This is a genomic window from Cryobacterium sp. M23, assembly GCF_002929655.1.
In the GTDB taxonomy this organism is placed as follows: domain Bacteria; phylum Actinomycetota; class Actinomycetes; order Actinomycetales; family Microbacteriaceae; genus Cryobacterium; species Cryobacterium sandaracinum.
This window is the reverse complement of sequence record NZ_PJJV01000045.1, coordinates 14,033-35,479: the sequence shown is the minus strand read 5'-3', so window position 1 is coordinate 35,479 and position 21,447 is coordinate 14,033. Positions and strand designations below refer to the sequence as shown.

The window sequence follows — 21,447 nt, the reverse complement described above, 5'->3', positions numbered from 1 at the left end:
GACCATCCCACGGTGGCTCTTTACATTGACGAAGCAACGCTCAAGAGCGGGAAACCACACCACTCACGGGGACGTAACCGTTTTCGTACACTTCTGTTGAGAACAGCAGCGTGCTGTTCACGCTGATGCCCTGACCGATCAACCGCCGGATCGCCGGGATGCCCTCCGTGATCATCAGATTGGGCCGGTCGGCCGCGGCCCATAACCGCTGCGGTAAGTGCGCCCGTTCCCGCGGTGTTGTGGGCCAGGTCGGGTGCTACCTCCATCACGTATCGTCGACAGCATCCGTGCCTTCATACACGCCTCGTCGCAGGTCCGCCGCCCGCCGCAGATCGATGATGACCAAAATCTTATACACGAATTTGGGAGTCAAGGCCGTAGCATCCGCTGACGACTCGGTGTGAGCCCGAGTCAGCGCGTGACTACAGTCGGTTAAGCCGACGATCACCTTCTCGAAGATCGACGGGTTCGAGGTGACCGTTCAATCCGTCCTCACGCACCATCCGTTCGCACTTGCCGGAAATAAGTAGGCTGCAGCGGATGTAATCGAGCCAAACGACTTTGCCCTAAAGTCCCAATATCGCTGATCGGGCTACGTACCCTATGGAAGGTGACATCGAAACCTCAGTGTATTTCTCGTCACGGAGATGTTTCCCCGCTGGAAGGTAACCCAAGGGTGGCCCTAGCCTCGCGGATCATTTGGTGGGTGAAGCCCCACTCGTTGTCGTACCAAGCCATGATCTTTATCAGGGTGCCGTCCACGACCTGCGTCAAATCAAGGTTCACCACGGCGGCGCGTGAATCGCCGATGATGTCGGAGGAGACCATCGGGTCCGCCGAAACGCCGAGGATGCCTTGATACCGGGGCGTCTTCGCCTCCTCGATGAACACGGCGTTGACCTCCTCTACGTTGGTCGGGCGGGAAGTGACAATGACAATGTCGGCAATGGAACCAACCTCGATCGGGGCGCGGATCGCAACCCCGGCGAAGAGCCCGGTCAACTTCGGCAATGCCCGGATTGTCGCCTGTGCAGCACCGGTAGGAGCGGGCACCAAGTTCGCTCCACCCGCCCGCCCACGTCGGAAATTGTCACTCGGAGAGTCGACCAGGCGCTGGGTCGCGGTATAAGCATGAATTGTGGTCATGATCGCACGCTCCACCCCCAGACGCCTTGTCGCGATCTCGATGACCGGTGTGATGCAGTTCGTCGTGCAACTGGCGCAAGAGATGATCTGCGGATGCCCATCCGGCCGGTTCACCCCGTGCACAACCGTCGGGACGGATTCGGATTTCGTCGGGGCAGACAAGATGACGAACGACGCGCCCGCCTGAATATGTTTGGTCAGGTCCTCCGCCCGAGTGAAAGCACCAGTGCACTCCAGCACTAGATCGACTCCGAGCTCCCGCCACGGCAGAGCCGCTGGGTCTCGTTCGGCAAGAACAACCACCCGGTGGCCGTCGATGACAAGTGCATCAGCCTCCACAACAATCTGACGGTGGTACCGGCCGTAGACCGTGTCGTACCGCAGCAGGTAGGCAAGATTCTCAATTGACGCCACATCGTTGACCGCAACAAGTTCCAGATTCTCTGAATCGAGCAGAATTTTTAATGCAGCCCGCCCGATTCGGCCCAACCCATTGATCGCCACTTTTGGCATCTGAGATCCTCCTGATTTCCAATCATTTTCACGTCGCAGGTTTTGCACGACAAAATAGATTCCTATTTCATGCTGCGCCCCCCAACAGCTTTCGTCAACAAGCGAGAGCACATTACCGGGAGCACTTGTCGGTGCAGGTACCCGAGAGTTTGATGGGATCACGTCAGTCTTGAGGCTGTATGTGCTCATTCTTGGCGGCGGCTATATTAGCCCGTACACCGCACGGGGTTGCCGAAGCACCTGTTCTCGGCACCAACGACGATCACCCGGTTACATCCCCGTGAGTGGTGTGGTTTCCGGCTTCTAAGTATTGCTTCGTCAACGTGAAGAGCCACCAGGCGGTTTCAAGGGGTCGTAGCAACACCGTTTGAGTGAGGTGTTGTTAACGGCGTCGAGATTGGTCATGAAGGTCCGCGAGAACTTGTTCTGGGATCGGGTTCGGGAAGGCATGTCGGCATCGGCCGCGTGTGAATCTATAGGAATGGGTCGCAAACAGAGATTTCGATGGAACAAAGCCGCTGGCGGACGGATACCCGTTCCGACGGTTGCGTCTTCGGGACGTTTTCTAGGCCAAGAGGAACGTCTGCGCATCGCGGATCTGAGGTTGGGTGGTGCAGACGTCAGGGCAATCGCGCAGGATCTGGGTCGTGTCGCGTCGACGATCAGTCGGGAGCTGCGCCGGAACGCACACCCGGCAACGCGTAGCTATCGGCCCTGTGCCGCACAGAAACGGTGTGAGATCAGAGCGTGCCGGCCCAAACCCGGCAGGCTCGATGTCCGGCAGCTTGCCGCTGTCGTTGAGGAACGCTTGCGGAAGAGCTGGAGTCCGCAGCAGATCAGCGACGACCTCGCAGTCGCGTTCGCCGGCCAGGACGAACTGCAGGTATCCCACGAGACGATCTATCAAAGCCTCTACGTGCAAAACTGCGGTTACGTCGGAGTCCGCCCGCACCGGCACCTACGACGAGGGCGATCAGCTCGAAAATCGCGAGCCGCGCATCTCATTACCCCCGGTCGAATTCGCGACAAGGCGCTGTTGAGTGAACGGCCCGCTGAGGCCAACGACGGAGTGATTCCCGGGCATTGGGAAGGCGATCTCATCGTTGGCTCGGCGTCAGTATCCGCGATCGCGACCCTCGTTGAACGCACGACCCGATTCGTCGTCTTGGTCCACCTGCCCAACGGCCATAGCGCCACGGCGCTCCATGACGCGCTCATCGGCGCCCTCAACCTCATGCCCGCGATGCTGCGGCGGTCATTGACCTGCGATCAGGGAAGCGAACTGGCACGGCACGTTGAGATCACGAAAGGGACGGGCGTTCCCATCTTCTTCTGGGATCCGCACTCGCCCTGGCAACGCGGCACGAACGAGAACACCAACGGCCTGCTGCGTCACTACTTCCCCAAAGGCACCGATTTGAACGCGCACAGCGCCCAACGACTCCTCGAAGTCGCCACCGAACTCAACGAACGGCCCCGCAAAACCCTCAACCGAAGCACCCCAGCCGACCTGCTCAGCAGGCTAACCTCGAAGAAAGAAATAACCCCCGTTGCTTCCACCCCTTAAAACCGCCCATGGGTTGCGACACAAATAGGTTTCGAGATACGAAAGCGCAACGGGGTGCTTGGATGCCTCGACCTGTTGGCTCGGCATAAAACGCCGCATGCTCAACGAGCCCCGTCGGTGCATCGAGGCTAAGCTCGAGGCGGTTCAGTTCACGGATGTCGTCGACGAGTGGGAGGCGAATGAGCTCTCAACGCCGGGATGGCTATACGGACTTACGCTCGTACGCTGCGATCGGTGACGGACGCACGGTGGCGTTGGTCGCACTGGATGGCGGCATCGATTGGCTTCCCATATCGGCGCTCAACTCTACCCCTGTGTTCGCGCGGCTGCTGGACGCACAAGAGGGCGGCAGCATTGAGCTCGCGCCCGCGGGGACCTACACCGTCACGCGCCGGTATGTCCCCGGAACCAATGTGCTGGAGACCACCTTCACAACGGATGCGGGTGTCGCCCGAGTCACGGATGCTCTCGTTAACGGATTCGCCGGCCGGCTTCCGTGGGTGGAGCTGGCGAGGCGTGTCGATGGCATCCGTGGTGCCGTGCGTTTCCGATGGCGCGTTACTCCCGGTACGTGCCTTTCGACTGCATCGCCATGGGTCGACACGACGATTCACGGAAAGGTCATCCGCGTTGGTAGCGTGACGATTGCGGTGCGCGGACTGGCGCATGGACCGCGCGGGGGTGGCAGCCGCGCACTGGCCGGAAGCTTTACGACGGCGGCGAAGTCCCGCCACCTCATCACGGTTGCGGGTACCGCGAACGAACCGGTTCATGTGCCGGTGCCCGAGTTGACTGACGAGAGTGTGAACCGCACGATCGAGAGCTGGCAATTGTGGTCGCGTGACTTCAACTACGACGGGCCATGGGCGGACGCTGTCCAGCGCAGTGCTCTGGCTCTCAAACTACTGATCTACAGCCCGACGGGAGCGATTGCGGCGGCGCCGACGACATCGCTTCCAGAGAACCTCCGTGGCGGCAAGAACTGGGACTACCGCTTCGCGTGGGTGCGGGATACGGCGTATACGGTGCGTTCTCTCGTTCGTTTCGGCCTTCGCGAGGAGACCCACGCGGCGGTCGCATGGCTGCTTCGCACGATCAGGGAGTGCGGCCCGGAGTTGCACATTCTTTACACACTGGACGGCGCTGTTCCCGGTGATGTTGAAACCCTTGACGTGCCGGGGTGGCGCGGAATTGGGCCGGTCACCATCGGTAATCGCGCAGCCAACCAGCTGCAGCTCGGGGTATACGGTGACCTGTTCAACGTCATGCGTGTGTACGTCGAGGCCGGAAATGTGCTCGATGTGGATACGGGCTTACTGCTGGCTTCACTCGCCAACCACGTGGCGGACATCTGGCGACAGTCGGACTCCGGGATATGGGAACTCACCGAGCAGCGCCACTACACCTCGTCGAAGATGGGATGCTGGCAGGCCCTCACCGACGCGACGCGCCTCTGCGAGATGGGCCAGATCCCGGGAAACCCCACACACTGGCGATCCGAATCCGAACTCATCGCAGCGTGGGTACGCGAGAACTGCTGGTCCGAAGCGCGAAAGAGCTTCACGGCCTGGGCGGGCGGCGACGATCTGGATGCATCCGTACTCCTCCACGCGGCCAGCGGGTTCGACCGAAGTTCGCGGATGTCGTCGACGATAGACGCAATTCGTACGGAACTTGGCGATGGTCCACTCACGTATCGCTACACCGGGGCCGCCCACGAGGAGGGAGCATTTGTTGCCTGCTCGTTCTGGTTGGCATCCGCACTCGCATGCGTCGGTCGCAATGACGAGTCCGTCGTGCTCATGGACGAGCTCATTGATTTGGCGAACGATGTGGGTCTCTATTCGGAGATAATCGATCCGAGCGACAACGCCTTTCTAGGTAACCTGCCACAAGGGCTGAGTCACCTCGCACTCCTCAATGCCGCAATCACAATCGAGGAACTCACCCGCGACTGAAGAACGGAGTGGGTTGGCGTCCTTGAGTGTCCGTTTGAATCGCAAATACGCTACCGGACAGCGGATACGCCTCTAACTGTGCTTGCGTCAGGTTTTCGCGCGCGCTTGCAACATACAGCATGGAGAGGTCGGCGCCGCCAAATGCAACAGAGGTGAGGTTCAGTGCCGGTATATCGATGGCGAAGACCTCAGCGCCATTCGAGTTGTAGTGCACGACCTTGCCGCCCCCGTACAGCGCGCCCCAGAAGTTACCGTCCGTATCGATCGTGAGGCCGTCGTGCGGTGCGCCGCGGGTGAACACATTCACATCCGTGATGTCGCCGTTCGCGCTGTACGCACCCGTGTAGATCGTGCCGACACTTGTGTCTGTAAAGAAGATGCGACGACCGTCCAGGGACCATTCCAGCCCGTTCGCGACACCGATACCGCCCCGGAGCAGACGCACGTCCCCATCACCGGAAACCGAGTAGAACGCGCCGACCGGATCGTCATTGAAAAGGTTCATCGACCCAGTGATCCACCGGCCCGCTGGATCAACCTTTCCTTCATTGAGCCGGAGGCCAAGGCGACTGTGATGGATCTCTGCGACTGTTCGGATCAAGTGACCCGAGGAATCCGTCACGACGATTCGATCTTCGAGCGACACGATGAAACCCGGGCGTCCTCCTATTTCTGCAACGGAAAATGAGGCCACAGGCGGGGGCAGCGTGATCGTGTCGTCAGCCGAGCCGTCCGCGGGCATGCACAGCGGACTTCGGTGGATGAGCCCCGCAGTGATGTCGCACCAGAGCATTGCGGGATGGTCCCCACGAGCATCCCAGATGAGGCTTTCCCCCAGGATCGCGCCGGTGCTCCTGAATACCCCCGGGTCTCCAACGGCATTGCGCACTTGAATACCACAACATTGTTGAGCGGCGATGTCAAGGAATAGAAAATTGTTGAGTGCGCGGCGTACGGTGAAGTCATGGATCTTGGTATCAAGGGAAAAATAGCGCTCGTCTCCGGCGGTGACTCGGGGATCGGCTGGCACACCGCTCACCGGCTACTTGCCGAAGGCGTCACGGTAGTCATCACCGATCAGTACCAGGACAAACTGGATGCGGCGGCCGAGCAGCTGAACGCGAAACCGAATCAGCTGTACGCATTCACTGCCGATATCACCAGTGTCGACTCGATCGCGACCCTTCGAGACAGGGTGCTTGACGCGGTCGGCGACATCGATATCTTGGTGCAGTCAGCAGGTATTACCGGCGCCCAAGGCCTCTTCCATGAGCTGACGGACGAGGGCTGGATGGAAACGCTCCTCGTCGACCTGATGGGCCCGGTGCGGCTCGTCAGCGCCTTCCTGCCGTCGCTTCGCAAAGGCGGCTGGGGCCGGCTCGTGTTTCTGGCGTCCGAGGACGGGGTGCAACCATACGACGACGAACTGCCGTACTGCTCGGCGAAAGCCGGCGTCCTCGCGCTTGCCAAAGGCTTGTCTCGCAGCTACGCCATGGAAGGGTTGCTGGTCAACTGTGTGTCACCGGCGTTCATCCATACCCCGATGACGGACGCGATGATGAAGAAGCGGGCACACAAGCTTGGCATTTCGATTCCGGATGCGATCACCACCTTCCTCGATGAAAAGCGCCCATCCATAGAGCTAAAGCGCCGCGGCACACCGGACGAAGTGGCTAGCGTGGTCGCGTTCCTTTGCTCAGATCTCGCTAGCTTCGTCAACGGAGCGAACTACCGCGTCGACTCCGGCTCTGTAGCCACGATCTAAAGCCCCGCCCCACGAAAGGAACATCATGGCGACCGACCAATACTCCCTCACGGATCCGCGCACACGTTACCCCTCCATTTCTCCACCCATCCAGCAACAGCCAGAGCCGGGCATCCAAGCGAACATGGACCCGGTGCCAGACCTCGGAGAGACAAGTTACCGCGGCTCTGGGCGGCTCACCGGACGCAAGGCGCTCATCACTGGTGGAGACTCCGGAATCGGCGGTGCAGTCGCCATCGCATTCGCCCGGGAGGGCGCCGATGTTGCGATCTCCTATCTGCCGGAAGAGGAAGAAGATGCTCGCCACATCGTCGGCCTGATCAAAGAGGCCGGCCGTACTGCTGTCGCATTCCCTGGTGACCTAAAAGACAAAAATTACTGCCGTGAACTGGTCGAAGCTGCCGTCACCGGGCTGGGTGGCCTGGACATCGTCGTGAGTAACGCCGGAAAACAGGTCTTCGTCGAAAAACTGGAAGACATCAGTGACGAGCAATTCGAGGACACCATGCGCACGAATGTGTTCGCGATGTTCTGGATCATTAAGGCAGCCGTACCGCATCTGAAGCCCGGCTCGACCATCATCGCCACGGCATCCTTGGAGGCCTACCACCAGCTACCGTTCCTTCTCGACTATGCGACCACGAAAGGCGCCATCAACAACTTTTCAAAGGCGCTCGCTCAGCAACTCGCGCCCCGCGGCATCCGCGTCAACGCAGTGGCTCCCGGCCCCACCTGGACGGCGTTACAAGTGACGCAGGGGTATCCGCCCGAGAAACTGCCCGAGTACGGCAAGGACAACCCACTCGGCCGCTCCGGACAACCAGCCGAACTCGCGCCCGCCTATGTATTCCTCGCCTCCGGAGAGTCCAGTTTCGTCATCGGAGAAACACTCAACGTCAACGGAGGAATGCCGACACCCTAGAAAGTATCGGGCGCAGCGGTTCAATCGGGGATAGATCAGCTAATCAGCCGCGTATCTACGTCAGCTTCGGCTCTCGAAAACGAGACCCACGACTGATGAGCGTTCAGATCCTGCGAGGAACACCCTGCTACTAGAGGTCAGAAGCGGGTCGTCCACAGATCCGATGGTCTGGCAGCGGCAGCTTTTCAGTGAGGTTCGACTAGGGCCGACGCTGCGCGGGATCGTTTCCGGCAGGAGGTGCTTCACGAAGGCGTTGGGGACCAAACCGAACCAGGTCAGGAGGCCGAATCCGCCGGCGCACACGACCCACGACGCAGCGGCGACGGCGGCCGGAATCCAGGGAAAGAGGCTTTGGCCGGGCCTTGTCATCCCCCGAGCCTAGGTCACCGCCGAGCAGGCATCGCTCTCGGCCTGGTCGACGCACCGGAACTTTCGCCTCGCCAGGTTCGGCTCGTGACTCGGCACGAGTGGTAATTCGGACACGCGATTCAGAGCCGGCGAAGTACCGGGGCAAGGTAGCAAGCTGACCTCATGGGCGACAAGGCGATCTATGTGGAGATCGAGATCAAAGCCGACGCCGACCGAGTATGGCAACTCACACAAGACCCGGCTCAGCATCCGCGCTGGGATCTCCGATTCAGCAGCATCACACCCGTCGCCGCACTACCGACCAGGGGCAACCGCTTCGTCTACCAGCGCCGCACGCTCCTCCACACGATCACGGGAACAGGTACCTCTCTAAGAGAACGACAACGACCAGACGGAACACGCACCTCGGCACTTCGATTCACGACCAGCGACAAGCTCTCGCCACTCCGGGCAGGTCGGGGCTAGTGGCGTTACCTTCCCACGGCCAACGGGACGACCTTCATCACCGGCTTCAACTATGAGCCCGGGTGGGGGCGAATGGTCGACAACCTGGTCATTGTCAGCTACGCGCTTGGTCGCTTGGGATCCCCATGGCCGTTACCACCTACAGACGCGGAAGTCTGGATGTAAGTAGACGGTGTCGACGTCCGCGCAGGCATGAGCAGGTGCCGACGTCGGCGCGGATGATTCGGGGCTACTCCCCTTGTCTGCCGATGAAGTCAGCCATGCCGGGCACGGTGAATGCGACGAAACCGCGTTCTGGTGTGTAGATGTGACCGCTCCGGATCAAGTCTCGGCGATTGACGGAGAGGTCCGTGGTGCGCTTCTTCCGCAACCGGGTCACGAGTTCGGCCATTGATGAGGAGGCATCATCGTCGATGGCCATTGCGGACATGAAGGCCCGCTGAGTCGGGGTAGCCCGCTCCCACCTCGATTGATAGAGACCTTGTTCCACTTCACTTCGCGCTGACTCGATCCCGATTTGGGCGTCCTGCAGAGAAATGGTGTCCGTGGCCCTGACAGCCCAAACATGACTGCCACAGGCTTGGATGAAATATGGGTATCCCCCCGTAGCTGTCACCGCGGCATCCAGGGCGTCAGGCTCCCAGTCGACTCCGTTGAAACGTGCCGGGGCAGTGAGGGCGTCAGACGTCGCGGCAGTGTCGAGCAAACCGATCTGACGATAGTCGTAGAGGCGCTCCACGTAGCTAGTCGCGTCAGCGAGCACGGCAGGCAGGGAAGGTAACCCCGCGCCGACGAAAATGACCGGGACGGGGAAGACGTCTTGACCGAGGTTATGCAGGGCGACATTGAGAGCAACGAGATCCTCGGATGAGGCTTCTTGGAGTTCATCGACGGCCAGAACGATAACCGTGTTGGCCTCACGCGCAGCAAGCCCAATGGTCTCCAATAGCTCCTGGAGATCGACAGCGAGATCGCCGCTGTCGGCTACGCCGCGCTCCGGTTCAACGTCGACAGTGAAGGAGTAGGTCCCTGACGGGTCGACACGCACTTGGAATGAACGAAGCACGCGGGCGGCCTTGGACCAAAGCGCTTTGGCACAATCAGAGCTTGAGAGGACTCGTCGAAGTGCGAGGTGGAGCTCTTTAGCCAGCGCGACGGCCAGGGGCTTGCTGCTCGATGCCTCGACTTTGATGAAGATCAACTTCAGCTCAGCCGCGTCGCGTCCGAGCTGATTGAGCAACACGGTCTTCCCTACTCCGCGGAGCCCGGAGAGGATCCAAGGCCGTTCCCCCTCCCCTGTTTCCCGTGCCTGGTACAGCCGTGTGCGGAATTCACTCATTAAGTCGGAGCGGCCTGCCAGAACTGGTGGCACCCGCCCTGCGCCTGGCTTGAAAGGATTCGTCGAAAGCTCCATAAATAGAACAATATAGCCCCGAGTAAACAGATTGTTTACTCGATCGTATAAGCCTTTATAAAAGAGCGGTGATATCGCTTTGCTTCACGAATGCGCGGCCCGCGCTGTCGCAATTCGCGCACCAGATCGCGAAGCTGTTTCGGTCGGGCTATCGGTCACCCAGTGCAGCGAGGGCTCCTCGCGCTGTCATCGCGTGGATGTGTGCGCTCAAGGTCCGTCTTGCGGGCATGCCAGCCAGGAGTTGGATCCGGTTCGATCCGTAGGATTACCCTCATGCCCCCGAACGCTGAACTCGCAGTGCCGACGGCCGAAGACCTTGAGCTCGTTGAGCTCGCAAGAGAGGTCATTGACGCGAACACGGATGCCGGGCCGGATGAAGATGGTGCGCACACGATGGGCGCGGCAGTTCGAGACGCCGACGGCCGCATGTTCGCTGGGATGAATTTGTTCCATTTCACCGGTGGTCCGTGCGCTGAGCTGGTTGCACTTGGCGCGGCGCGCGCACAGGGCGGGCGAGAAATCACGACAATCGTCGCTGTTGGCAATCACGGGTGCGGTGTTGTCGGCCCGTGCGGGCGTGACAGGCAGGTCCTTTTCGATTACTACCCAGGCATCAGGGTGCTGCTCCCGACTGCCGAAGGAGTTCGGGTCGCCACCATTGAGGCCCTGATGCCGTTTGCCGCGGCGTGGACTCTGGAGGGTGGCACTCGGCAGTTCGACGAGGAGCGTTTTCGCTGATGTCGATGGGAATTGGATGAGGATCGATAGTGAGAAACTAGCTAGGTGAAGCTGACACGCAGGCAAAAGTGGGGTGCTCTCTTCGTGTTCGTCGGGATTGCACTCTCCCTCACTGGTTGCAGCACCGAGTACCACGGCTACGACAGTGGGATCGATGGCACGCTGTGGAGACAGATCGTCATCCTACCAGCCGTCAGTAAACGAACCGGGTGGCTACCTCGACTCACTGCAGGGTGAGCGATGGAATGGTTCGGTTGCATCAACATCCGATCTCGATCTTCGGAAGGGCGGTGTGGTCCTCTATGACATCTCCTCGACGGATTCTGCTGCAAAGCTTTCGGTATTCATTGCGCCCGGACCTCGACCCGATGTTCCAACGGATGATGGTCAGCACTACAACGGCCCAAGCCAGGTATTCACGTGTTACCGGGTGGAAGCCACCTTCTCCTCGGTAGTGGCGCCTTCTGTGGGTCGGGTCACGTTTGATGACTGCTCGGCGGCCCTCGTCGAACTGATGCCTGAAGGTGCAGTCTTCGCGAGTGGTGAGGTCTTTGATGGCTGAACGCGTGAGCGCATCTATGCCACGCCCGTAAACCGTTCGGCCTGCGGGTAGGTCCTGCTGGAGCGGGAGGATCGAACGGTGCGACGTCTTTCCAGTCTCGAGGACCACTTCCGGGTCACTGAGATCGAGCGAGCCGCCGGCGAGTTGTTCCGCAACATCAACATGGCGATAGTCGCCGATGATCAAGCGATCAGCAGGCAGGATTTCCAGCGCTTCGTCACGGACCATGGGGCGTTTGTGTGGCTGGTCGACGGTGTGACCGTCGCCTACTTACTCCTCAAGCAGCTTGACGGAGCTGCTCATATCGAGCAGGTCACGGTCCACCCAGAGCACGCGCGTCAGGGTATCGGAGCGCAACTGATTGTCGTGGCTGACTCTTGGGCCTGTGAACGCGAACTCCCCGCTGTGACGCTGACCACATTCCGAGACGTTCCGTGGAACGCGCCATACTACGAGCGCCTCGGCTTCCGTGCCTTCTGGCCACGTGACTGGGGCCCGGCGATGGGCGCTCGAATGGATACAGAAGCTGCGCGAGGGCTCGAAGCCTGGCCGCGCGTGGCGATGATCCGACCCGTGAGCAAAGTCAGCACGGCAGAAGCTGTCGTTCACGGATAATCGCCCGCAAATCGTTCCCAACCGCCACTCCCCGAGATGTCGAAACTTCGGCGAGTTGGTGTCGAAACTGCGTCCGTCGAGGTCCGGCTTGCGGACAACGTGAATGTGGGGTGGCGTTTGTTAGGAGCTGGCAGCTTTATGGATTCGTTGAAGGAGCACTGCGAGGTTCGCCTGCTCCTCGACGCTGAGTGCCGCGATGATCGCATGCTCGGTTTCGAGGTGGTCGGGCAATGCCGCCTCAATGAGTTCGCGTCCGGAATCGGTGAGCGCGACGAGCGTGCCGCGACCGTCATTCGGGTTTGCCTCCCGACTGACTAACCCGCGCGTTTCAAGCTTGTTCAGCCGCTGGGCGACCGCGCTCGTGGAAATCATAGCGTCACGCGCCAGCTCTATCGGGGCAATCCGATAGGGGGCACCACTTCGCAGCAGCGTGGCGAGCACATCGAATGATGCGGAGTCCAGAGCATGCCGAGCGAATGTCTTGGCCAGGCGCGATTCGACAGCGACTGCTGCGCGAGTCAACCGACCGATGACCGCCATCGGCGAGACATCGAGATCGGGTTTCTCGGAATGCCACTGGTCAAGGATTCGATCCACATGGTTCGCCATGCGTCCAGACTAGCAATTGCTAAGCACTTAGGTATTATGACTAAGTGCTTAGCAATCGAGTCCTCCTGTTGGTGACCACGGCCGTGGCCCCCGCATTGTGGGGAACCACATACCTGACGACCACGTTGTACCTTCCGGAGGACCGGCCGTTGCTCGCGGCAACGTTGCGCGCGCTTCCTGCCGGAGCCCTACTCCTGCTGCTGTGCCGTCGGCTGCCGCGCGGCGAATGGTGGTGGAAGTCCTGGGTACTCGGCGTCCTCAATATTGGCGCGTTCTTTGCGTTGCTCTTCATTGCCGCCTACCGGCTGCCCGGCGGTGTGGCCGCCGTCGTGGGCGGGCTTCAGCCTCTCGTCGTCGCGGTCTTGGCGACCCGTGTTCTCAACGAGAAGCTGACCTGGCGCGTGGCAGCGGCCGGCATGACCGGAGTGTTCGGCGTGTCTCTCATCGTGCTTCAGGCGCAAGCACGCCTCGACACTATCGGCGTCCTGGCCGCCGTCACCGGCACTCTATCCATGGCATCCGGGATCGTGCTTTCCAAGAAGTGGGGGCAGCCGGTACCCCCGCTGACCACAACCGCATGGCAGCTCCTCACGGGAGGACTCACCCTTCTGGTCATCCTGCTGGTGATCGAGGGTCTCCCTACCGCGCCGCTAACAGCACAAAACATCATGGGGTATGGCTATCTGTCCGGGGTCGGAACCGCGTTCGCTTATGTCCTGTGGTTCCGCGGCGTCGCACGCCTTCCCGCGAGCACTCCAGCTTTCCTCGGCTTGCTCAGCCCGGTCGTGGCCTTACTCCTCGGTTTGACGATCGGAGGAGAGGTCCTCGCCCCACTGCAAACTGCAGGAATCTTCATCGTCCTGGTTTCGATCGCAGCTGCCCTCTCCAAAGCCGCGAAACCTCGCCGCGTTGAGGGCAGTACCCGTGAAGGAACCCGCCGGTGCGACATGAGCTTGTTACGGTCAGTCCTGCAGCGTGAGAGAGCAGGACGCACGCGGTAACCGTTGGACGTTCCACTTCCGGCGGCGGAGTCCTGCAGCTATAGAGTCTGAACGTGATTATCTGGCTCAACGGACCGTTCGGCGGCGGCAAGACGACTGTCGCTCAAGAGCTTTGTGAACGTGATGAGTCCTTCGTTCTCTTCGATACCGAGGCAGTCGGGCAGATGCTGCGTCACGCGCTTGACGTCAGGCGCCCGGTCAATGACTTTCAGGACTGGCCGGCCTGGCGCACCCTGGTCGTCGCCACTGCAATCGAGTTGGTAGCCGACCTTGAGTGCGATCTCGTGATCCCACAATCCGTGTTCGCTCACGCCTACTGGAACGAGCTGACCACCGGATTCGCTTCCGCGGAATTGGCAATGCGCGCATTCACCCTCCTGGTTCACCCCGAGGAACACGAACGACGAATCCTTCAGGACGTGAATGAGTCCGACGCGGTGGACTGGCGTCTCTCAAGGATCCCGGACTTTGAGAGAGCCTTGCCTTGGCTTGAAGGAGAAACCACTGCTATCGACACAACCAGTCGCACGCCAGCCGAAGTCGCATCCTTCATCCGCGAGGAATTGGCCACCACGCGACCTTGAGTCGCAGGAACCAGACAAGTCGGCCGCTCAGGGTTGCTCCAAGAAACACGTCCGGGCGATGGGCTCCGTTCGAGGCTCCGGGATCGCGATTCTGAAGGGACGAGCTGTCGATCCGTTTCAAAGTCGCTGCAGGCTGGCTGTGGTAGGGTGCTGTCATCATGTTCAGCCCGCTCGCCTCATGGCTCGGGCTGATTTTCTTTAACCAGGAGACTCGTGGCTGAGTACATCAAGAAGTGGCTGTCGCTTGAAGACCAGATGGCCAAACTCGCGTCTCGCGGCGTCGAGGTGCGAGACCCAGAGAGCTGCCGGCAGATACTCCAAGCCGTTGGCTATTACCGCCTCACTGGCTATCTCTACCCGCTTCGCGAATCTGAAGCGTTCGTGGATGATGAAGGCCGACGACGGGTCCGCATCCTCAACCACTATCGCTCTGGTACCTCGGTCGAATATGCCGCCACACTCATAGATTCTGATCGTCGCCTGCGGCTGCTCGTCCTTGACGGCATCGAACGAATCGAAATATCTTTTCGCATGCAGGTGGATCGAGCGCATCAATGCGCGGCAGGCAGAGTCTGACGAAGCATTCGTTGCGCACTTTCGCGAAAAGTACGACGACGAAATGCCCATCTGGGCACTGACCGAAATCTTGGAGCTGGGGCAACTTGGGCGACTCTACTCAGGATTGAACAATTCGATCGCGACCGAAATCGCAACTGCCTACGGGGCACCATCAAAAAGAGTAATGAGCAGCTGGATCTCAAGCTTGAACTACGTCCGGGACGTCTCAGCGCACCATGCACGCCTCTTCAACCGCAAGCTCGTCAGCGCACCAGCACGCCCCACCCACGGACAGGTTCCTCTTCTGGGTCATCTCAAGCAGGCAACGACCGCGAAGCAGGTGTTTGGCCTGTACAACGCCCTCGCGGTAATGGCATACCTATTGCGTTCGATTGACCCGGATAGCGGATGGCCCGCCCGCGTAGTCGAGCTCATTCAGGCCTTCCCCGATTCTGATTATCTGACTGCGGAGTCAATGGGCGCGCCCCCAGGCTGGTCGAAACTCGAGCTCTGGTCCTCACAATAGTTGGCGCACGTTCCTTCCCATTCGGCGCTCCCGGAGGCTTGTGGCACCGGATGACCGCGCAGGGCAACCCGCTGAGCGCTCCCTACCAAGCCTCCATCAACTCACCAAACACAGGCGCCAACGTGTTGATCGTCGCAGCCGCTGAGAAGACGTCATCAACTCGGCGGTAGTTTCGCCCTTCAGGGTTCCTCGGCTGGCCTGGCGAGTAACGCAGGCTCTCCCCCATCTTGATTCCGTCCCGTGATTGCTCGGCCCCTCAGGACATCAATTGAAATCCGTGCCGTGGGGATAAAGTAGGGGCCACCGATGATCGCCTGGCTTCACGCCCTCGTGTGAACGGTCGAGGGCGTGGGAGGCAACCGATGGGCACCTTCCTCAGCACGTTTCTCTCCGATTCCTCGGAACTTCCGGAGCTAGCCGATCGTGTTCGTTCGTCCGGGCCGGTGCCGCTTTCGTCGCCATTGCTTGTCGGGGATCTTGCCGCGGACAGCATCGCGGCGACCAAGCTCATGGCCTCGTTGCTGCACCTTGTCCGCATGGGAGTGCGGGATCCGAAGGCGAGCGAAGTTCCGCAGGTGAGCATTGCGCCGCAACTCGTCGCCGGCGCCTACCGGAGTGACCAACTGTTCCGGTGGAACGGGAACCCCGCGCCAGCGTGGGCGCCCCTGTCCGGATTCTTCGCCTCGAGCGACGGCTGGGTTCGCACTCACGCCAACTACCCCCACCACGAAGCGGCTTTGCGCTCACTTCTGAGATTGGATGGCTCCGCCACCGCCGAGGCTGTCGCTCGCGCAATTTCGCGCCGCAGCGCCCTCGATCTGGAGGATGAAGCATCAGATTCTGGTGCGGTCATCAGCGCGGTTCGCAGCCCGAGCAGTTGGAGAGGACATCCTCAAGCCCAATCCCTGAAAGCAGCTCCGTTCATCAGCCTGGTGCAGCAGGCAGGAGACTCGGGCTTCCATAGCCTGAGGTCGGCCGACAGACACGCGCCCCTGGAGGGCGTTCGGGTACTCGACTTGACCCGCGTCATAGCCGGGCCGGTGGCCACTCGCAGCCTCGCGTTCTTCGGGGCAGATGTCTTGCGCATCGACAGCCCTGGCATGCCGGAACTCCCCTGGCAGAGCCTCGATACCGGGCAAGGGAAGCGTTCCGCGCTCCTTGATTTCCGCTACAAACCGGATCGAGACTGCCTCGAACAGCTACTGACGGACGCCGACGTTGTTGTCACGGGATACAGGCCGAACAGCCTCGACCGGTTCGGCCTCTCGCCGGTCGAACTCCACGACCGCCATCCGGGGCTGGTCATCGGCCGGGTGAGCGCGTGGGGGCAAAGCGGACCTTGGGCCGAGAGCCGTGGATTCGACAGTATCGTCCAGGCAGCCAGCGGCATCGCCCAGATTCACGCAGACGGCACCGGCAGACCAGGCGCCTTGCCAGCCCAAGCTCTGGATCACTCCGCCGGGTACCTACTTGCCGCCGGGATCATGTCAGCACTTCGACGTCGACACCTCGACGGGCACGGGTGGACCGTCGACATTTCACTGGCCCGGGTCGCTCAAGAGCTACTCGCCCAGCCTCATTCCCCGCCGACCGAAGCCGGCCCATACGAGATCCAAACCGTGAACGCAGAAACGCCAGAAGGAACCGTCACCTGTGCCGCACCCGCGATCAGCATCAGCGGCGGCCTGGATCGCTACAGGTGGATCGGCCGCCCGTGGGGAGCGGACCAGCCGGAATGGGGCGAGCCACGATCCGCGAGCGTCCAGCGATAGGTCCCACCCGGAAGGTGCGCCATCGGCAGGTGCAGCATGGCGAAAGCCGCCCGCTGAGGGTTCCCTTCTGACAGTGACCAGGTGGGGCCACTACTTCTTCGAGAGGAGCTTCGCACCGTCTGACCGAAGCTCCCCCGCCGGTGAGACATGGCGGTACAGCGTCTGCCGGGTGATCCCGAGCTCCTTGCAGAGGTCGGGGCCTTCGTTTCCTTCTGACCCATCGCGGCCATGGCCAAGCGGACCTTGGCCGGCGTCATCTTGAACGGCCGCCCGCCCGTCCTCCCCCGTGCTCGAGCTGCGGCAAGCCCGGCGACAGTGCGCTCAGAGATGAGCGCCCGCTCGAACTCGGAGAGAGCAGCAAAGATTCCGAAGACGAGCTTCCCAGGTGCCGTCGTGGTGTCGATCGCTGCGCCTTCTCCGGTGAGCACCTTGAGGCCGATGCCACGGTCGGTGAGGTCATGCACCGTATTGACCAGATGACGCAGGTCTCGGCCGAGCCGGTCCAGCTTCCAAACCAGGAGCGTGTCACCATGACGCAGCGCCTTCAAGCAGGCCGCCAGGTGTGGCCGTCCGTCCTTCTTGCCGGATGCCTGGTCCTCGTAGAGATCCCCTGCAGCGACGCCGGCGGCCAGGAGCGCGTCTCGTTGTAGATCAGTGCTCTGCGAACCATCAGCTTTTGACACGCGCATGTAGCCGACGAGCATGCTCGACTCCTGTCATTTATACGTTCGATTGCGTGACAGAGGCGGCTCACCCTCGAGGAAGACAGAAACTGTCACACAACCCGTCATCCAGCCTCCGTATCGCAAACAACGCAGAAACAGTCCAAAGTGATGGCTACAGGAGGGCCACCCATGTCACCTTCCGAACCCGGTATTGTGCTATCGCTTGATGACCCATTGAGCTGAGTTCGCAGACTCAACAGCGGCCTGAGTGTCTCGTATCCCCGGGGGTTTCGCGACGGTCATTCGGCCAGCGCGGCAGTTCGTCCCCGAGCCGATCCGGAATGGCGGGCAGCTCTTGCCACCGATGATGGGTCCTGGCGGTGGAGCAGTTGGAGGCTCGAGCTAGGTGTTGGTCCCACCGACGTTGTGAGCACGGTCGGTGCGAACAACACCTAGCCCTCGGTAGGGGCTTGGTCTTCTAGATGCTGCGGTGGTCGCGTACCGCAAGTTCAAGGGCCTCGAGGCCGGGCGCGAGGGCGGCGTCCACCGCCATCGCATCGGTGATGTTAAGTTGCTGCATCTCGCGGCGACCCTCCGGTGCGGTGTTGATTTCATGTTCGCCAGCCTCGAGCGCAGCGATGAGGTCGGTGATGACGTCGTCGAGCGGTCGACGTCCCCACCCGAGCTCGGCACCGGCGGTCTGTGAGGTCATCATCGCCGTGTCGGTCGCGCCGGGATAGACGGTTGCCACATGCACACCCGTTCCGATCAACTCTCGGCGAAGCGACTCGCCAAACTGCGAAATACCCGCTTTCGATGCCGCATAGATCGAGTAGAACGGCATACCGACAAGCGCAATCCCGCTTGAGATGTTCACAAGGATGCTGCCGCGTTCTTTCCCGCTCTGCCGAAGCGCGGGAAGCAGGGTCTTGGTCAACAGAATCGGAGCAGTGAGATTCAGATCGATCATCGAGTGGACATCCGCATCGCTTGTCAATTCGAGCCTGCCCGCGCGCACATTCCCGGCGTTATTGACAAGAAGATCAACGATGCTCCACGACGAGACCAAGTGCGCGATCCGCTCAACAGCGCCAGGCTGAGTTAGGTCTTCAACCAGGACCTCAGTGGTTCCGCCTTCAGCGGCCACGAGCCGCGCAGTTTCTGCGAGAGTATCCAACTGCCGACCGACGAGCAGCAGATGACCACCACGGCGACCAAATTCGAGGGCGAGTGCCCGACCAATGCCCTGCCCCGCGCCCGTGATGATTCCGTGCCTATTGGTGAGGTCCAACTTACTGAGATCCATGGACTGGCTTCTTTCCGTTGATTGTGACTGGCTGACGGCAGCGGGTATCTCCGACTATTCTCAGACGTACTTCCACCACAACCAGACACCACCGTGCTTTATTCACGATCCAGCGACCGCTTATCCCAATGTCACCGAGGCAACCTGCAGAGTCTCGTTGCTGATCTGACCGAGGCAACCGATAGACAGCCATTGCTCCGGCGGCCGCGTCTTTGGTTGGGGGTCTGACCAGTAATGGAACGGTATTGAGGCTAAGTCCGCGATGCTCGGCCGCAGCCCCACCGTCTCATATCCCATGGGTGGTTACAAGACATCAGGGTTGCGCGACACCCATATCCTTCACGGGATGCCGCGGGAAATCTCGCACTGTTCTGGTGGAGACTTGGCGGCACCGCAGCCAGCCCTAAGGGAGAATGGCGGCCCAAGTTAGCCCCTCGGATGTGGTTCGCTGGCGCAGCTCAAGCCAAGATAGCGGCGACGACGCAGCGGCATCGAGGTCGCGGTCGATTGCGGATAAGGCCGTCTGCACGAACTCGGACCTCAGGACTGCAGAATCAGGGCCTCTGTCGTTTACGTCAGCGTTCGGCTTGGTCCGCCAGAAAGCGTAATCGGCCACTTCATACATCTGCAGGGCTGCCCAAACAGCGTGCTGGGCGTCGTCCTTACGCCAGGTGCTGATTGTGTAGGCCACGGCGGCTGCAGCGTTCTGGGCGTACCCCGACTCCAGAACCCAGCCGTCATCATCTTCATCGGGAACCATCGTCGACGCCTCAGCCTCCATCTGCTGCATGTCGTCCGCCTGCCCAGACGCAAGATCCCACGCGCCCGCGAGGATCAGCGCCAACCGTTGGGATTGTGCAGGATGGTTAACCACACGTGCATAGCGCTCGAAGAGAGGAAACAGCCGCTGGGCGCAGGCTGCGGCGAACGCGGTTTTTGCCCGGCGGTCCAACGGCTCCAACCGCGCCAACACGGCACGCTCGTCATAGGTTCGCATCAACTTCACCAGTTCTACCGACGAGCATGTCGTGGTCGCTGTTCCCCCGGTAGCGACAAACCTAGTCGTTAGACCGCACAACACGCCCCGCCAGCAGAGGCATCTCTTATCCCCAGGGATTCGAGCGTCTACCCACCGCTCGTCGCGACTCCATGAAATGATCCCTGCGTCTCGTATCTCATGGATTATGAGACGAATAGGTTGCGAGACGGCTTGCGCAGCCCGGAAGCCCGTTGCGACACGCAAACGCCTTGGCTAGCGGTTCGGAACCGAATCGGTCATTGAGGATCAGGTTTGCAACTTTTAAGCGCTAGTCAATGCGTCCCCTCAGTGGAACGACCGCCCATCAGACACTGTGGCGGTCCTGCCCCGCACGTCGTCCAGACGTCTAGTCTGGCAATGTGACGATGCGGCAGGGCGCTCGGAGTGGAGAGATTCACGCCGAGGACGTGGCTCAAGGGCTCGCGGAGGGATCCCCCGGAGAAATCACTTGGCAGCCCTCAACGTCTGCACTCAGCGCCAGCCGAAGTATCTGTCTTCGCTGTTCCCGCGAGGAACCGGGACCTTGACCCATGCACACCCAATCAATCGTGGGCGGGATGACCATCACCTTCGAATCCCTCGCGCTGCCCTCCCCACCCGGGCGATTTCACCGAACCCGGATCGACCTCAACCGACGCCCTCAACCTCATGCGCAGCTGGATTGCCGACCAACACCCCGTCTCGAAACCCTAGCGATATAAGACGTCTCACCGACGTGACCTGAGCTTCCTCTGTGAGTCGCAGCGATGAATGGCGCGTTTCTCGCAGCGCTTTATGGCCGATCGCCCAGTCCCGCAGGATCATCCTCAACCGGATGCAGGAGGCTGCTCAGGCGGTGCGCACGGACAGGTGCACGTTTACCACGTCTCCGAGTCCTTTGCCGAGGGTCTTTCGCAAAGCTGCCCGGATGGGCATCATGTGGGTGCCACCGCCAACGGGCAGCATAGAGGCGGCGTACTCGTGGCCGTTGACGGTGCCTTCGACTTTGACGGCTTTACCTGTGCCGAATGCCTTGGCCGAGCCTGGCATTTGGACACACAGCCATCCGCTGTTGTTGTCGGCAATGATCTGCGCCGAGAATGTTATGTCGAGGGCGGGGAAGTTGGGAGTATCTGTCATGCTCGGGCTCCTGATGGAAGGCAGTACGGGACGAGGCTGCTCATTGAGACGCTTGTTCTAGCTTTCGTGCGAATGTTGCGGCACCTTCACCTGAGAAATCTTCCTTATCGACGGGGCGCCCCGAGATGGCCATGAGAAGTGCCAACGAGGTTCCTTTGACCTCTGAGCCAGAACCGTGCTCAAACCTTGAATCGGAAGCTTGCAGACGTACTACAGCGATGAGAAGTACTCGAG

The 21,447-nt window shown here is 60.8% G+C and carries 18 protein-coding genes and 3 pseudogenes; 12 read left to right on the top strand and 9 right to left on the bottom strand.

Going from position 1 to position 21,447, the window contains the following annotated elements:
- Nucleotides 1-40 precede the first annotated feature (40 nt).
- Together CXY82_RS18460 and CXY82_RS01980 are read right to left on the bottom strand one after the other, a co-directional pair.
- Nucleotides 41-199 (bottom strand): annotated as a pseudogene (locus CXY82_RS18460) (transaldolase family protein); the annotation flags it as partial.
- 440 nt (nt 200-639) lie between these two features.
- Nucleotides 640-1,848, bottom strand: a complete 1,209-nt coding sequence (locus CXY82_RS01980) for a type I glyceraldehyde-3-phosphate dehydrogenase (protein ID WP_199180854.1) — start codon at nt 1,846-1,848, stop codon at nt 640-642.
- Between the two features lie 178 nt (nt 1,849-2,026).
- Here CXY82_RS01980 and CXY82_RS01975 point away from each other — a divergent pair, with 178 nt between their 5' ends.
- Nucleotides 2,027-3,226, top strand: a complete 1,200-nt coding sequence (locus CXY82_RS01975) for an IS30 family transposase (protein WP_370443663.1) — start codon at nt 2,027-2,029, stop codon at nt 3,224-3,226.
- Between the two features lie 179 nt (nt 3,227-3,405).
- The gene (locus tag CXY82_RS01970; RefSeq protein WP_104169453.1) at nt 3,406-5,184 is read left to right on the top strand and encodes a glycoside hydrolase family 15 protein; all 1,779 of its coding nucleotides are present in this window, start codon (nt 3,406-3,408) and stop codon (nt 5,182-5,184) included.
- Here the strand turns inward: CXY82_RS01970 and CXY82_RS01965 are convergent.
- On the bottom strand, nt 5,171-6,073 hold the full coding sequence (locus CXY82_RS01965; RefSeq protein ID WP_233199137.1) for an SMP-30/gluconolactonase/LRE family protein: 903 nt from the start codon (nt 6,071-6,073) through the stop codon (nt 5,171-5,173). The two genes, CXY82_RS01970 and CXY82_RS01965, sit on opposite strands and share 14 nt — an antisense overlap.
- A 75-nt stretch (nt 6,074-6,148) precedes the next feature.
- Here CXY82_RS01965 and CXY82_RS01960 point away from each other — a divergent pair, with 75 nt between their 5' ends.
- The 3 genes from CXY82_RS01960 to CXY82_RS16900 all read left to right on the top strand — a co-directional run bounded on the left by CXY82_RS01960 (nt 6,149) and on the right by CXY82_RS16900 (nt 8,705).
- Nucleotides 6,149-6,949 (top strand): SDR family NAD(P)-dependent oxidoreductase, encoded by an 801-nt coding sequence (locus CXY82_RS01960; protein ID WP_104169451.1) that lies wholly within the window; start codon nt 6,149-6,151, stop codon nt 6,947-6,949.
- A gap of 25 nt (nt 6,950-6,974) precedes the next feature.
- A complete protein-coding gene (locus CXY82_RS01955) occupies nt 6,975-7,871 on the top strand; it encodes an SDR family oxidoreductase (RefSeq protein ID WP_104169450.1) in 897 nt (298 codons plus the stop codon).
- 531 nt (nt 7,872-8,402) lie between these two features.
- A complete protein-coding gene (locus tag CXY82_RS16900; RefSeq protein ID WP_146069020.1) occupies nt 8,403-8,705 on the top strand; it encodes a hypothetical protein in 303 nt (100 codons plus the stop codon).
- A 229-nt stretch (nt 8,706-8,934) separates the two neighbouring features.
- Here CXY82_RS16900 and CXY82_RS01945 read toward each other — a convergent pair whose 3' ends face one another.
- Nucleotides 8,935-10,119, bottom strand: a complete 1,185-nt coding sequence (locus CXY82_RS01945; RefSeq protein ID WP_104169448.1) for an ATP-binding protein — start codon at nt 10,117-10,119, stop codon at nt 8,935-8,937.
- A gap of 273 nt (nt 10,120-10,392) precedes the next feature.
- On the opposite strand from CXY82_RS01945, the gene CXY82_RS01940 reads away from it, so the two are divergent.
- From CXY82_RS01940 to CXY82_RS01935, 3 genes are all read left to right on the top strand, one after another.
- Entirely contained in the window at nt 10,393-10,857 is a 465-nt protein-coding gene (locus tag CXY82_RS01940) for a cytidine deaminase (RefSeq protein WP_104169447.1), read from the top strand.
- A gap of 154 nt (nt 10,858-11,011) precedes the next feature.
- Complete coding sequence (locus tag CXY82_RS16895; RefSeq protein WP_146069019.1) at nt 11,012-11,419, top strand: hypothetical protein; 408 nt, start codon at nt 11,012-11,014, stop codon at nt 11,417-11,419.
- A gap of 78 nt (nt 11,420-11,497) precedes the next feature.
- A complete protein-coding gene (locus CXY82_RS01935; protein WP_104169446.1) occupies nt 11,498-12,034 on the top strand; it encodes a GNAT family N-acetyltransferase in 537 nt (178 codons plus the stop codon).
- 120 nt (nt 12,035-12,154) lie between these two features.
- Here the strand turns inward: CXY82_RS01935 and CXY82_RS01930 are convergent, their stop codons facing one another.
- On the bottom strand, nt 12,155-12,643 hold the full coding sequence (locus tag CXY82_RS01930) for a MarR family winged helix-turn-helix transcriptional regulator (RefSeq protein ID WP_104169445.1): 489 nt from the start codon (nt 12,641-12,643) through the stop codon (nt 12,155-12,157).
- Nucleotides 12,644-12,687: 44 nt separating this feature from the next.
- Between CXY82_RS01930 and CXY82_RS01925 the strand changes: the two genes are divergently transcribed.
- From CXY82_RS01925 to CXY82_RS01910, 4 genes and pseudogenes are all read left to right on the top strand, one after another.
- Entirely contained in the window at nt 12,688-13,644 is a 957-nt protein-coding gene (locus CXY82_RS01925; protein ID WP_104169444.1) for a DMT family transporter, read from the top strand.
- 53 nt (nt 13,645-13,697) lie between these two features.
- Nucleotides 13,698-14,228, top strand: a complete 531-nt coding sequence (locus tag CXY82_RS01920) for an AAA family ATPase (RefSeq protein ID WP_104169443.1) — start codon at nt 13,698-13,700, stop codon at nt 14,226-14,228.
- Nucleotides 14,229-14,483: 255 nt separating this feature from the next.
- Nucleotides 14,484-15,312, top strand: a pseudogene (locus CXY82_RS01915) (Abi family protein).
- A gap of 362 nt (nt 15,313-15,674) precedes the next feature.
- The gene (locus CXY82_RS01910) at nt 15,675-17,084 is read left to right on the top strand and encodes a CoA transferase (protein ID WP_104169442.1); all 1,410 of its coding nucleotides are present in this window, start codon (nt 15,675-15,677) and stop codon (nt 17,082-17,084) included.
- 90 nt (nt 17,085-17,174) lie between these two features.
- Here the strand turns inward: CXY82_RS01910 and CXY82_RS01905 are convergent.
- The 4 genes and pseudogenes from CXY82_RS01905 to CXY82_RS01890 all read right to left on the bottom strand — a co-directional run bounded on the left by CXY82_RS01905 (nt 17,175) and on the right by CXY82_RS01890 (nt 21,213).
- A pseudogene (locus CXY82_RS01905) lies at nt 17,175-17,788 on the bottom strand (recombinase family protein).
- Between the two features lie 439 nt (nt 17,789-18,227).
- Nucleotides 18,228-19,055 carry an SDR family oxidoreductase gene (locus tag CXY82_RS01900; protein WP_199180853.1) on the bottom strand — a complete coding sequence of 276 codons (828 nt, stop codon included), beginning with the start codon at nt 19,053-19,055 and terminating at the stop codon, nt 18,228-18,230.
- 403 nt (nt 19,056-19,458) lie between these two features.
- Nucleotides 19,459-20,052 (bottom strand): DUF416 family protein, encoded by a 594-nt coding sequence (locus tag CXY82_RS01895; protein ID WP_146069018.1) that lies wholly within the window; start codon nt 20,050-20,052, stop codon nt 19,459-19,461.
- 870 nt (nt 20,053-20,922) lie between these two features.
- Entirely contained in the window at nt 20,923-21,213 is a 291-nt protein-coding gene (locus CXY82_RS01890; RefSeq protein ID WP_104169438.1) for a DUF1905 domain-containing protein, read from the bottom strand.
- Between the last annotated feature and the right edge of the window lie 234 nt (nt 21,214-21,447).

Bases quoted from the DNA above. Each gene is read 5' to 3' on its own strand.
- CXY82_RS01945 (WP_104169448.1), bottom strand. From the start codon at position 10,119: ATGGAGCTTTCGACGAATCCTTTCAAGCCAGGCGCAGGGCGGGTGCCA.
- CXY82_RS01910 (WP_104169442.1), top strand. From the start codon at position 15,675: ATGGGCACCTTCCTCAGCACGTTTCTCTCCGATTCCTCGGAACTTCCG.
- CXY82_RS01940 (WP_104169447.1), top strand. From the start codon at position 10,393: ATGCCCCCGAACGCTGAACTCGCAGTGCCGACGGCCGAAGACCTTGAG.
- CXY82_RS16900 (WP_146069020.1), top strand. From the start codon at position 8,403: ATGGGCGACAAGGCGATCTATGTGGAGATCGAGATCAAAGCCGACGCC.
- CXY82_RS01900 (WP_199180853.1), bottom strand. From the start codon at position 19,055: ATGGATCTCAGTAAGTTGGACCTCACCAATAGGCACGGAATCATCACG.
- CXY82_RS01895 (WP_146069018.1), bottom strand. From the start codon at position 20,052: ATGCGAACCTATGACGAGCGTGCCGTGTTGGCGCGGTTGGAGCCGTTG.
- CXY82_RS01970 (WP_104169453.1), top strand. From the start codon at position 3,406: ATGAGCTCTCAACGCCGGGATGGCTATACGGACTTACGCTCGTACGCT.
- CXY82_RS16895 (WP_146069019.1), top strand. From the start codon at position 11,012: ATGGCACGCTGTGGAGACAGATCGTCATCCTACCAGCCGTCAGTAAAC.
- CXY82_RS01890 (WP_104169438.1), bottom strand. From the start codon at position 21,213: ATGACAGATACTCCCAACTTCCCCGCCCTCGACATAACATTCTCGGCG.
- CXY82_RS01960 (WP_104169451.1), top strand. From the start codon at position 6,149: ATGGATCTTGGTATCAAGGGAAAAATAGCGCTCGTCTCCGGCGGTGAC.
- CXY82_RS01930 (WP_104169445.1), bottom strand. From the start codon at position 12,643: ATGGCGAACCATGTGGATCGAATCCTTGACCAGTGGCATTCCGAGAAA.
- CXY82_RS01980 (WP_199180854.1), bottom strand. From the start codon at position 1,848: ATGAGCACATACAGCCTCAAGACTGACGTGATCCCATCAAACTCTCGG.
- CXY82_RS01955 (WP_104169450.1), top strand. From the start codon at position 6,975: ATGGCGACCGACCAATACTCCCTCACGGATCCGCGCACACGTTACCCC.